Annotated in this window: 8 protein-coding genes; 4 read left to right on the forward strand and 4 right to left on the reverse strand. The window is 37.3% G+C overall.

Annotated features, from left to right (window positions below; all coding sequences use genetic code 11):
* Window positions 1–107: 107 nt before the first annotated feature.
* Genes DW182_RS14945 through DW182_RS14960 form a run of 4 tightly spaced genes read right to left on the reverse strand, consistent with a single transcriptional unit; the run spans window position 108 to window position 5,771 of the window.
* Window positions 108–3,317 carry an ATP-binding protein gene (locus tag DW182_RS14945; protein WP_004323945.1) on the reverse strand — a complete coding sequence of 1,070 codons (3,210 nt, stop codon included), beginning with the start codon at window positions 3,315–3,317 and terminating at the stop codon, window positions 108–110.
* Window positions 3,307–4,152, reverse strand: coding sequence for a DUF4007 family protein (locus tag DW182_RS14950; protein WP_007841917.1), 846 nt, complete (start codon window positions 4,150–4,152; stop codon window positions 3,307–3,309). Before DW182_RS14950 ends, DW182_RS14945 begins: the two co-directional genes overlap by 11 nt.
* 13 nt (window positions 4,153–4,165) lie before the next feature.
* Window positions 4,166–5,173: a nucleotidyl transferase AbiEii/AbiGii toxin family protein gene (locus tag DW182_RS14955; protein WP_118296011.1), complete on the reverse strand. Its 1,008-nt coding sequence runs from the start codon at window positions 5,171–5,173 to the stop codon at window positions 4,166–4,168.
* A complete protein-coding gene (locus tag DW182_RS14960) occupies window positions 5,166–5,771 on the reverse strand; it encodes a DUF6088 family protein (RefSeq protein WP_004323950.1) in 606 nt (201 codons plus the stop codon). The genes DW182_RS14955 and DW182_RS14960 overlap by 8 nt, the downstream gene beginning before the upstream one ends.
* A 558-nt stretch (window positions 5,772–6,329) precedes the next feature.
* Between DW182_RS14960 and DW182_RS14965 the strand changes: the two genes are divergently transcribed.
* From DW182_RS14965 to DW182_RS14980, 4 genes are all read left to right on the forward strand, one after another.
* The gene (locus DW182_RS14965; protein WP_118296012.1) at window positions 6,330–6,893 is read left to right on the forward strand and encodes an RNA polymerase sigma-70 factor; all 564 of its coding nucleotides are present in this window, start codon (window positions 6,330–6,332) and stop codon (window positions 6,891–6,893) included.
* Between the two features lie 77 nt (window positions 6,894–6,970).
* Window positions 6,971–7,942, forward strand: coding sequence for a FecR family protein (locus DW182_RS14970; protein ID WP_118296013.1), 972 nt, complete (start codon window positions 6,971–6,973; stop codon window positions 7,940–7,942).
* A gap of 213 nt (window positions 7,943–8,155) precedes the next feature.
* Complete coding sequence (locus DW182_RS14975) at window positions 8,156–11,437, forward strand: TonB-dependent receptor (protein WP_158580809.1); 3,282 nt, start codon at window positions 8,156–8,158, stop codon at window positions 11,435–11,437.
* 24 nt (window positions 11,438–11,461) lie between these two features.
* Window positions 11,462–13,012 (forward strand): RagB/SusD family nutrient uptake outer membrane protein, encoded by a 1,551-nt coding sequence (locus DW182_RS14980; RefSeq protein WP_118296015.1) that lies wholly within the window; start codon window positions 11,462–11,464, stop codon window positions 13,010–13,012.
* The last annotated feature ends 20 nt before the right edge of the window (window positions 13,013–13,032 follow it).

The raw sequence follows: 13,032 nt of genomic DNA on the forward strand, positions 1-13,032 counted from the left end.
TAAGGGGGTAGAATCGCTTGGTTTTAGGGGGCAGCTTACACTGGATTTTCCAGCTAATGCTGCACTGTCTTTGCCTCCTGATATACCCAATATGTGTCGTACCATATTTATCGCAATTTTTCGTTCAACATTTTGAGCAATATACAAACATCTAGCTCATCGTTACCAGATAATAGTGTTTGTATCCTATTTTCAATTTCTGCAACTTCTGCAAGTTTTACTTTAGGAAGACGATAAGTCCTACTTGATTTGAAATCACCTTTGCTAGTCGCCAATTCAAAGTTAAATGCCACTTCGTCAGTTTCATTATTAACTTCATTGAACGCTGTATATCGTTCTAGTTCTCCAAACAAGTGTGTAAGATTCGATAAAAACAAAGCTTCTTCTTTATCTTCTATAGATTCTATTTTACGGTCGAATACCACCAAACCTATTTTCTCATAAAACTCACGCTTATTATCAGATGGAGCAAGGACTCTATCCAAAAATGATTTAGATTTAGTTGTTAACAATCCTTTGTTTATACTTGAATAACGCTGAACCAAAATCTCTTTATATTTTATATAGTCGTGAGGCAGTCCTAAATATCCTACCACAGCATCTTCAATACGATCTATAAACAAATCATAACAGATAACCAATTCGTGAACAGCGGTTTTGATAAGCTGCAAATACTGAGCAGCAAATTCTTCATTATGAAAATCATTGTAGCCCAAAGCTGCTGGTATATCTTCAAGAAATGCTTTGCATGGGTCTTTTGCTGTTGCTAAAACATCTCTAAATTTTGCGGTCACATCGTAATCAAATTTACGAGTAGTCTTGGCATATTTGTTCAAGCCGTTATAAAAGTTGAAGAATGGGCGGATTGTATCCATAAGAGAATTGGATGTTATGGTTTCTCCACGCTCTTTATTCAGGAATTCTCTGTATTTATTGAATAACTCCAATTTGATACCGTTAACATCAAAAGCTTTTATCGTAAAGTCATTCAAGCGTTTCTGCAATAGCTCAAACAATTCTTTATTAATATTCAGAACAAATGTTTCGCCATTATAAAGCGCAAACTCCTGTTGCCTTACAAATAAAAAGATGGGCAACCAGAAGTCTATGACACCTTGTTTCAATTTGTATGGACGCATTTTTAATGTCTTTACTAAATCTGACAGTTTAAAGGCTTTCTCTGTACTTTTTGCTAAAAAATCAGAGCAAACAGTCCATAGCGATTGAAGATTTGGAGTAATTGGCTCTCCTAAGATCCACAATCCATCTTCGTTTTGGCGATGGATTCCGGAACTCTTAAACAATGTATTGTATATAGTACGCTCAGGCGGATATTGGGTTGGAGAAAATCCAAAATCTTCTTCTTGCCAATGCTCAATCATTGCATCTAACAGGTTCACTCTTGCCAAAGAAATTGCCGAGCTTATTTTCTGCTTGTTAAATAATTCATTTCTGATGATAGGTGTTTCATTATATACTACATCGCAAACAGTAGACAGAAGTTTATTGAAATCTTTTCGACTCTTTATTATCTGTTGTTCTCCATTGAAAAACCATTCAACCTGACCATTGGGCATTTCAACGCAACTATTAATAGCTTCATTAAGTAATTGCGCCTCAAAGGACTGTTGCTTAAGTATCTCTCCTTTTGCGATTCGGTCTTCCAACACCACATTATCAAGGAGATATTGCAGCTTCTTTATTTCATATAGGTGTCTGACAATTTTTTCTGTATCATTAAAGTAGGCATAGACTATGGCTTTGCCTGAACTCGCAGACAACTTCAATATGCAATCTTTAATATCCTCTAAAGGGAAAATCAGGTTTATAAAGCCATCATCGTCACCTGTTGGTTCTACATCATATGGTTCATTAGAAACTACATACTGGAAATAACGAGGAGTTCCAGTCCTATAGTATGAGGCAGATGCTACGACAACGGTTTTCTTTACATAAGGAGCAATTTCTGCTGCGACCAACTTTGGTACAGGTACAATTGTGGCTGCCTTATATAGTTCATCTTCAATATTTATATCTGTACCCTCAAATAAAATGAATTGAGATTTATATGCAGCAAAACGAATAATCTTGTTCGCGGTCAATTTCTCAATAATACCTCTTGGATTCTTTATGCCCAATGCCTTTAAAGCGTAAGTCTCCAAGAATGCTAAATCAACGACCACACCATTATAGAACAAGTTAAGCAAACCGATAGACTTAACAATTTTAAGTGCATCATCGATGTTGTTCTTATTAATGATTCCGCTTTCTACTCGTTCTATGGCAACACGAATAGCACGCCAGTTGGTAGAGTCAAGATTTGTTTCCGCCAAAGCTGTGTAGAAGTTATATATGACATAATCATAGACAACAGCCAAGTTATAAGTCGTTGTGTCATTTGGGAGAAAACTGTTTATTGAGTTGGATGCAGTGTCATGCAAGAAAGAAAATAGTGTTCTCTCATTCTGCCCATACCGTTGAATAGCCAGTGTCAAGCATGAAGCAGCTACCGCATCCAATGGATATAGCATCTTAGACGTTCTGACTGTCAGCGACTCTGATATGATTTTATTTTTCTTTGCCAACGAAAATATTTCAAGGAAATTCTCTTTGGCATTATCTGTCATTGTCTTTGATTTGGTTAGACTTTCGGCTGCCAAAAACAATAGTTGTTCTACTGGCTCTGCGAAAACCAATTCTTTAAAACGCCCCTTTACCTTTAACCACTCATTTCTTTGAGTTTCTGTAAGTTTGTGAGCATAGGATCCAAAATTTTGGTGAAGTGTGGTAATAAGTATTACATTTCGAGATGAAACATTAACAAACTCTGCTAATGTCTGTAAAAAATATAGTTCTTTTTCTGGATTATTGTTGGCTGCATGTTCAAGTATCTTGCCAAATTCATCAATGAAAATAAACAAGAATTTATTCTGATCCTTTAATTTTATCAAATACCTTGTCAGTGTACTAAAAACGTTTTTGCTATCATCGGAAGGAGCAATTGACAGCTCCTTTGATAACAACGTCGAAAGAGATGAATAGTCTCCTACGATATTCATAAACTCAAAACTCTTGGCATCTGCAAAAACGCTTCTTTCCGATACCAATTTTGATTTATTGTTGAGTAGGTCTTGTTCTAAAGCCATTAGGAAACTAGATTTTCCTGTTCCGTATGTTCCAATTATCAAGAATGAGTGAATTCCTGATTGGAAGCTATCGACTATATTGCCATACACCTTTTGTGCATTGGGCGTAACGATGTAATTGAAATTATCGCTCACGCCTTGGCTTATGTTTATAGATAAATTAAATTTCATCGTTGTTATAATATCTATTCAGCACTTCAAGTATATTTAATTTCTGGAGAAATTGTACATTTCTAATTCCGCTATTATCTGTGTAGCTAATTTCTTTGGGGTATTGTTCACTTAGCGAGCGTACTACCATCAAGAAAGAAGAAGTGGGAATGCAGAATATCAATGATAGTTCTTGTAACTTATCAAAAGAAACTGTTTTGTCCTCTCCGGCTATATGAACCAATGCAAATAGAATAATCAAAGGATTAACTTGCTCTATAGAAATTTCATTGAATGAATACTTTCCTTCGTTCTCACGGAGAAGACCTAATTCTAACAAAATACTCGCATATTCTTCGTATCCTTTCGGACTTGTCGGTGCAAGATAGTTCTGCAAAAGCACTCTTATGTCCTTCTTTACAGTATTTTCATTAAACACGTTTTTTTGTTCAGGTACATTGCACTTTCTTTTGATAAATGAAAGAACTTGTTCTTTATCAAACTCTTTCTTCTCACGTTGCAAGTCAACAAAAAACAGACGATAAATACTTGAAACCGCTGTCACTACTAACATATAGTGAAGAATCCATAGGGTGGCGTTATCTTCGGCATAAGGATCTCTTCCATCTCTATCATCAAAGAGATAATGAGCAATCTCCGTTGCCTCGTCATCATTCAAAAGACCAAATGCCCTCAGCCAAAATCTAATTGATTGAACCATGTTTTTGCCGACACCGAGTTTTACGACAGCATCAGGGTCTGTAAATCTATTACGGTCAACCAAATAATCATATCCCTTCTTTAGCCACATAGACTTACAAGGAAATGATTCGTGACCAGAAAAACAATATCTCATTTTATCAATATTTTTAGTGTTTAGTATTATGAAATAGATTTTCTAATTCTCTCATTTTTTCTATCAATTCTTCGAACGATGGTTTCTCTCCATATATCATAGACGATTGCATGTCCTTGTAATCGTTGTACCAATCGTCCATAACATCATCGGGAGGTAGCAACCTTATGCGTTTGCGAATGTCGGGAGTATAATCCACCCCACTCATGCTTGTGAATAATTCACGATGATGGTGGATTGTATTCCAAAGTTCATCGTTGGCAATCGCCCGTGTCGCAATGTCAGTGCTCATCATTTGTGCCAAGTCATACAGATGGCGGGATTTGCGATTGGCTTCTCTTGAAGTTTGAGATGAAAAAAGTTCATGCAATAAAAATGCCTTTTCTAAGAATGTTTTCTCTGCCAAGGCTGTGGGTATCACAACCTGCTTAACTATCGTGCTAATAGGTAATGCGTCTTCTACAATGCTTGTTACCGTTGCTTCTGCTGTGGGTTCGAGCAAGGAACGAGCACCAACCTCCAGTTTTACCTCTGAATGCAAATAAGGTAAATCTTCATCGAAAAGAGACCTGTAACGAATGTGTATCACTCTTGGCTCCGGGTATGTCCCATCACCTTCACCGTCAGGGGCAGCTTCCACTAACAGCCATTTCTCCATACCTGTTTCAGTAACCGCCCTTTGTAATGACTGGCAAAGTTCGTCACGCACAAAGATGGAAGAAGCCTTACGTAGCCGTTTGATTTGCTTTTTCGTCAAATCTCCCTCAAATCCCCAAATGGACGGGTCAATGGCCAAGTCTATGTCTTCGGAAAAACGTCGTATCACTTTCCATACCTTACTAAGAGATGTTCCGCCCTTGAATACAAGATGGTCTGCTATAGGTAATGAGAATACCATTTGTAATACTGCCGTTACCCATAAGTCCTTTTCTACAGCTTGTACAGGCAAGCCTGTTTTATTGGCTGTTTGGGTAAACACCATTTGCTGTTGTTCCTTGGATAGTTGGAAATAATTATTCATACGCTTGTCTTGTAAAGGTTCTTATCCATGCTGGCATAAGTGCCTCATCTGCCAGCACGTTCTCTTTTTGCTCTTTCTGAAGCACATTCTTAATTTGCTTGGCTATATCGTCGGTTATATTATCTTTCCCTACTTCTTTTAGGGCAAACGTAACCAGCATTGCAAGTGAATTTGTGAATGAAAGATTCTTGGGAGTCGTGTATTTGAACTGTATCGAACGACCATTTCCAAGGCTTACCTTGCGTGGTGCACCGTCTGTCAGATAAACAATATTCATAGGCACTTGAGTAGATATACCCAATTTGTTCAGCGCATAAATACCAGTCGGCACAATACGTGCCTTATCCCTGCGGGCTATCATCTCAGCAATCTGTTCTATGGATGGCATCAATATGCCAAGTCCCAAGACCGTATCAATCTCAGGATATAAATATATACCTCTTGCCAAACGGATGATATCACCTTTTGCAGTCAGTCGTTCAAGACTTTTGCCAATAGCCTTTACTTCACCGTATGACGTAAAATCAGAAGGAAAGAAGATGCTTCCTCTTCCTTTGGCTTTAATAGCTGTCAAAATATTCTCTTCTATGCTTGCCATCACGTTCTGTTTGTCGCAAAATTATAAATTATTTGCGACAACTCCAAGGCTTGGGTAAAATATGAGGTATTAATTAACATTACATGCTGAGATGCTATAGTCAAATGGATTTGATGGCAACATTCACTCCCTAATTCTGCGTAAACAATGCGTAAACAAACGGTTTCAGTTAGGGGGATTTAGTGAGTTCCATAGGAAATAGAGAAATACGTAACTGGTTGAATTTCAATAAAAATTGCGATAACAAGCTATCGCAGAATATCATCTTATCGTTCTCATAATCTGGAGGTCCCTGGTTCAAGCCCAGGCTGGTCCACAAAGAAAAAGGCTGATTTCTAAGGAAATACAGCCTTTTTCCTTGTAATACTCCTCTAGTTATAGGCCAGTTGTTTTAGTCGGTTTAGCCTTAAATCAGCACAGTTGTTTCACTATTGTTGACCCCAATTAAGTAAATTAGAATTTACTCCTAAAAAGGATAATAAGAGAAAAAACTCATTTTATGAGTTGCTTATCATTCTAAACTTATTATATTTGCTCCCGTAATCTAAAAAATGAAAGGTGATACTAGAGAAACAACATATTGATTTTGAACAGATTTATCTTTCTTATTTCTCAAAAATGAAACGTTTTGCCCGAGAATATGTCTTGTCGGATGAAGATGCGGAGAATATAGTGCAAGATGTTTTCCTCGATTTCTGGGAGAAAAAAGAACTATTGCCATTACCTATCAATATCCTGGCTTATTTATTTACTTCTATAAAAAACCGATGCATCGACTTTCTCCGACATAAAATAGTGCAGAAAGAAATCGAAGATAAAATGCAAGAAGAGTATAGATTGACCCTACAAATAAAATATTATTCTTTAGGAGAATTAGATGAAGGGATTTTTGAAAAAGACGATGTAGAACAATTGCTTTCTAAAGCAATGAATTCACTCCCTGAAAGATGTAGGGAGATATTCCTGAAAAGTAAGCTGGAAGGCAAAAAACAAAAAGAAATAGCAGAAGAGATGAATATTTCAATTAATACAGTTGAAACTCAGATGGGGATTGCCTATAAGAAACTACGAAATGAATTAAAAGACTACTTTCCACTCTTTATCTTCCTGTATTATTTGTAAGCAGAATAAAAAAATGATTTTCTCTTAGCGGATTCTTTTTCTACATCCGTCTATATTGTGAATTAAGTCATAAAAAGATGGATGAACGTATACTAAAATATTTCCAAAATGGTCTGGAAGCCAATGAGAGATTGCTACTTCTTCGTGAGATAGAAAAAAACGAGGAATTGAAAAAGCAGTTTGCCGAGTATCAGAATATGCAGGCGTTACTGAATTTATCTTCTCACACAGAAGATAAGGAAGAAGGAAAAACAGGCTATCAACATTTTCTGAAACGGATAAGAAGCAAAAAAATGCATATTTGGTTAGTGAAAACGATGAAATATGCAGCAGCAATACTCATCCTAATTATAAGTACATATCAGTTATCCGTTTGGCACATGTCACATCAGCTGCAAGATGACCTCCAAGCGCAAACCAATACTTTATATGTACCGGCGGGGCAACGTGCTTGCATAACTCTACAAGATGGTACTATTGTCTGGCTAAATGCCCAGTCCACCCTGATTTATCCCTCACATTTTTATGGAAAAGAGAGAATTGTTTCCATTACGGGTGAAGCTTTCTTTGAAGTATCCAAAGACAAAGAAAAACCTTTCATTGTGACTGCTCAAGATGCGAAAATACGAGTATTAGGAACAAAGTTCAACGTGTACAGCTATCCGGATACAAAACAAATAAAGACAAGCCTAATTGAAGGTGCTGTTCAAGTATTCTACAAGAGTAAACAAGTGATATTAAGACCTAATGAAGAAAGCATCGCACAAGATGGGAAGTTGACAGTCAGTAATATAAAAAATCCTGATATGCTGTTGTGGCGAAACGGCATTTACAGTTTTAACAATGAACGCTTGGTCGAGATTGTTCGCAAATTGGAATTATATTATGATGTCACAATCAATATCGCAAATCCCAAATTACAAGATATTTGCTATACGTGTAAGTTCCGTCAAAGGGATGGAATAGAAAAGATCTTATATACCATTCAGAAAATACATCATTTTAAGATTGAAATAAATAAAGAGAAGAACGTGATCACCTTGAAATAATACGATTGTTTAACCTTTAATATATTATCCATATGAAGACATAGAATTATATTAAAAAAGGCGACAAGTACACCACCACCTGTCGCCCGGAGAAAGTAAACACCAGAAAACATTTTTTTTAGTATTCACTCTAAATACAAAGATATGAAAATAAATCCTTTGTTATCACTCTTTATTGTCCAAAATCAAAGCTTTAAAGATTATTTTAGAATTATGAGAATCTCTTTATTCTTGCTATTCGCTTGTGCATTCCAATTACTGGCAGTAAATACGGAAGCACAAAATTCAATCATTTCCTTTCCTTCTAATTCTATATCTGTAGGTCAGTTAATAGAAGAAATAGAAAAGCAAACAGATTATTTAGTTGTATATAGCAATCGCGAAATAGATACCAATCGTCAGGTTACTATACAAAACAAATCTGCTAAGGTATCTTCGTATTTGAAAGAAACGTTGGCAGAAGTAGGAATTGGCTATAAATTCGAGAACGATTATATCATTTTATCGAAAAATAATAGTCTGTTGGACCGGATGCAGCAACAGGAAAAAGTAACAGGAATAGTGACTGACGTAAAAGGAGAACCGGTTATAGGCGCAAATGTCAGTGTAGTAGGTAAATCAATAGGTACGATTACAGATATAGATGGCAAATTTGCCATTCAGGCTTCACAAGGAAACACTCTTCAGATTTCATTCATCGGTTATAAAGCTCAAACCACAAAAGTCACCGGTAAGCATATTGCCATTGTTCTACAAGAAGACATGGAAATGCTTGACGAAGTGGTTGTAATCGGCTACGGAACCGTGAAGAAATCAGATCTGACAGGTTCGGTATCCTCCATTTCACAAAAGAATATAAAGGATCAACCAATGACGCGACTGGATCAAGCTTTAAGCGGAAGAATCCCCGGTGTTGTTGTCATAACAAATTCCGGTGCACCGGAGCAGAGTACCCAAATCCGTATACGCGGTGCAAACTCCATTTATGGTGGAAATTCCCCACTTTATATTGTGGACGGAGTACCTAATACAGACTTATTCAACAATCTGGCTCCAAATGACATACAATCAATAGAAGTCTTGAAAGATGCTTCGGCAACTGCTATTTATGGTTCTCGCGGTGCAAACGGAGTAATATTAGTTACTACCAAAAGAGGAGCTGAAGGCAAGACAAATATCCATCTGGAGACAGAACAATCAATATCTACTATTGCTAAAAAGCTGGATTTATTAAGTGCAAGCGAGTATGCCGAATTTTACAATGAATATCGTCGGGAAAAAGGAGCAACTCAAGACTTCTTTTCTCAAGATGAAATCAACCAGTGGAAAAAGAATGGTGGTACGGATTGGCAGGATTTAATGTTTAGAACAGCTCACACCCAGAACTACAAACTATCCATTTCAGGAGGTATTCCGAAACTTCAATATTTAGTATCTATGAATATGATGGACATAGAAGGTATTTTGAAGGAATCGAAAAGCCAGAAATTCAGTTTAAGGTCTAACATAACTGCCGACGTCACTAATTGGTTGAAGATGAACTTAGATATGAATGCCGTAAGACGGAAAACAAATAAAAACGGTCCGCGTGGTGGAGTTGGAACCATTATAGCAGATGCAATTACCTATAGCCCTACTTTAAAATTGAAAGATGAAGAAGGAAACTGGCTGAGAGATAATATCAACTCAACCAAGGACAATCCTTATGGTCGATTGACTCAGGACTTGGATGAAAGCTACACCAACTACCTAGCTGCAAATCTACAGTTTATGGTGCAACTACCTGTTAAAGGCTTGAGTATGAATTTCCAGGGTGCCGCTCATTACAAAGACTACAAAAATCGTTGGATGAAATCCAATGCAAACGATTTACGTGCTCAGAACAATTCTGCAAACAATAATCAGAACGACAGTTTTGACTGGTATAATGTAAATCAAATAAACTATGTGAGAGAATGGAAAGACCATAAGTTGAACCTCATGGGAGCAATGGAGTTATCACAATCAACAACTACAGGGTTGTCTAATGAAGTCGCCAATCTAAGAACAGAATCCGTTGAATTCTGGAATTTGAGTTTAGGAAATATGAACCTGTTCAGCAATTCATTCTCACGCTCTTCATTGGTTTCATTTATGGGACGTGCTATGTATCAGTTCAAGGATAGGTATCTGCTGACCGCGACTATCAGACGGGATGGCTCTTCCAAATTCCAAGGTAAGAATAAATGGGGGAATTTTCCATCAGTTGCCGTTGCCTGGAGAATGTCAGAAGAATCTTTTATAAAGAATCTCAATATCTTCGATGTCCTGAAACTGAGAATGAGCTGGGGTAATACCGGTAACCAAGCTATTGGTGCTTATTCTACTTTAGGACTTTTAGCTGAATCAAAGTATGGTTGGGGAGGTACAAGTGATTACCCCGGATACGGAGTTTCCGGACCTGCCACTCCCAATCTGACATGGGAAAAAACCACTCAATATGATTTAGGTTTAGATATGGCATTTGCAAATAACAGAATTCTGGCAAATATAGACGTATATCAAAAGAATACGACGGGCTTATTGCTGAAGAAACCTATACCTTACTATGATGGCGGAGGAACCACTTGGGTAAATCTTGGTGAAGTGAAAAACAGAGGTCTTGAGTTCTCCTTAACCGGAATCCCCATTCAAAGCAAGAATTTAGTATGGGAAAGTACATTCAATGTATCCTACTCAAAGAATGAAGTCGTCAGCTTAGGAGATGAAACGAGGTTGCATCCGGGAACAAAATTAGACCAAGCTTCTCTCAATACAGCTGTACTGCAAGTAGGAAAACCGCTAGGTAGCATCTACGGATACATTTGGGAAGGTTTATGGCGCACTGACGAAGCAGACGAAGCAGCTAAATGGGGACAAAAACCAGGAGATAATAAATTTAAAGAGAAAAACGTGAATTACAAATTGGAATCTGATGATGCAGATATTATCGGGCAGGCATTTCCTGATGTAATATTAGGATGGAGCAATACTATCAAATGGAAGAATTTAGATTTCAACTTATTCTTCCAGGGTTCACTAGGAGCTGACCGTTTGAATTTATCACGCTATCTCACCAATGAAGGTATCAGTGATTCACGTTTCATCACCTCTAAAGAAGGTTATTATAACAGATGGACCCCCGAAAACCAAAATACAAAGATACCGAATCCGTTTAGTTCAACAATCAATTCCAGATTTGAAACTGCCCAATATCTCGAAAAGGCTGATTATCTAAGATTAAAGAATGTAAGCATTGCATATACAATTCCCAGAGCAAAAACAAAATTTGCAGATGTCAGAATCTCTCTGAGTGCTCAAAATTTATTTACGATCACTTCTTACACAGGATATGATCCGGAAGGAACAATGGATATCACAAGCAATGGAGGTAATAGTGACATTAATGCAGGCGTTGATGGCGGTTCATACCCATTGCCAAGAACATTTACTTTGGGGCTTGGATTCTCATTTTAGTTTAACCAATAAAATAGATGTAAAATGAAAAATATATTGATTTATAGCATATTATTATTTGCTTTATGCTCTTGTGACAATTTCCTAGAAGAAGACCCTCGTGGCAAGCTTACTCCTTCTTCTTTCTTCTCAAGTCCGGAAGATTTGGATATGGCTATAACTGGAATGTATAACAAATATTACCAGACTAACGCCCGCGTCTTCAGAGCTATTTATGTGTGGTGTGCAGATGATGTGACAGCGCATAGTGGTGGTAATAAGTCGCGTTTCTCGGAATATGACCGGTTTAATTTCAATTCAGGAAACACTGATATTCTTGAAATGTATCAACTCTATTATCAGACAATCAAAGCTTGTAATTATGTGATTAATAATGCAGAAAGAACACCGGTTGAGAAATCTTTTCTGGAGCCGAGACTGGGACAAGCCTATTTCCTGAGAGCATTAAACTATTTTATGCTTGTACGTATTTGGGGACGTATACCTCTGGTTACAGAGAATGAGATAGATTACAATACCCCCAAAGCAGATGTGCAGAAAATATATGAATTAATAGAATCGGATGCATTAACGGCAGAAAGAATGTTGCCGGATAATCATAAGATAGCACCCTATTTTCAGAACGGAATCAATGTAGCTCCTAACAAAGGCGCTGCAAAAGCTTTGTTAGCCTCTGTATATATGACAGAAGCAGGCTGGCCTCTGAAAAAGGGAGCAGAATATTATGATAAGGCAGCTGCAAAATATAAAGAAATTATTGAGAATGAAGCTACTTATGGTTATATATTAGAGCCGGATATACGCACATTGACTAAAGAACCGGAGGCTAATTACTCCAAAGAAATAGTATTCGGAGAGTTCCATAACAAAACAAAAAACTATTTCTCTGGTCCTAAAAGCGAATTACCCGAGGAGTCCGGTGGATGGTGTGACTATATGGTTGAATTGGAATTTTTCAGAAGTATGCCGGAAGGAATACGTAAAGATGCCTGGTTCTTGACTAAAGTGACGATGACCGGACAGGAACGTAATCCGGAAACAGGACGTTATCCTTTATTGGATTGGGATGACCCCGCAACCAATCAGAAACATCCTTATTGGAAGAAGAACATAGAAAGCTCGGACTGGGTATTTAATTATAATGACGGGTATTACGAAACTAAAGGGATTTCAAGTGCAAGCGGGAAAACCAGAATGATATTTAGATATGCTGATATTTTACTACTGTATGCTGAAGCGGTTGCTTATGGAAGCAAGAATATTGATGATTTAGCATTTGACTGCATGTGGAGAGTACAAAAAAGAGCAGGAGTCCCACTCATCTCAAAGGATGTAACTAAGGCATACTTCCAAAAAGCTGTTCTGGATGAGAGACGGTGGGAAACCGCAGGTATGGAACATAGCTGTATGGGGCGTTTCTTTACCATGCAAAGACATGAGATTCTTCATTTGCAAAAAAATTATAGAGATGCAGCCGAGCTTTCTTTAAATCCCAATTTAACATTAAGCGAAGAATTCTATTATTTCCCGATACCAGATAATGAACTCCTGATAGTTCCTGGACTAAAAGATTGATTCTACTTTTCTAAAATGAG

It is taken from the genome of Bacteroides sp. AM16-24 (genome assembly GCF_003471885.1).
Lineage (GTDB): Bacteria > Bacteroidota > Bacteroidia > Bacteroidales > Bacteroidaceae > Bacteroides.

Excerpts from the sequence above, each read along its gene's own strand:
- DW182_RS14945 (WP_004323945.1), bottom strand. The coding sequence starts at position 3,317 with ATGAAATTTAATTTATCTATAAACATAAGCCAAGGCGTGAGCGATAAT.
- DW182_RS14950 (WP_007841917.1), bottom strand. The coding sequence starts at position 4,152 with ATGAGATATTGTTTTTCTGGTCACGAATCATTTCCTTGTAAGTCTATG.
- DW182_RS14955 (WP_118296011.1), bottom strand. The coding sequence starts at position 5,173 with ATGAATAATTATTTCCAACTATCCAAGGAACAACAGCAAATGGTGTTT.
- DW182_RS14960 (WP_004323950.1), bottom strand. The coding sequence starts at position 5,771 with ATGGCAAGCATAGAAGAGAATATTTTGACAGCTATTAAAGCCAAAGGA.
- DW182_RS14970 (WP_118296013.1), top strand. The coding sequence starts at position 6,971 with ATGGATGAACGTATACTAAAATATTTCCAAAATGGTCTGGAAGCCAAT.
- DW182_RS14975 (WP_158580809.1), top strand. The coding sequence starts at position 8,156 with ATGAGAATCTCTTTATTCTTGCTATTCGCTTGTGCATTCCAATTACTG.
- DW182_RS14980 (WP_118296015.1), top strand. The coding sequence starts at position 11,462 with ATGAAAAATATATTGATTTATAGCATATTATTATTTGCTTTATGCTCT.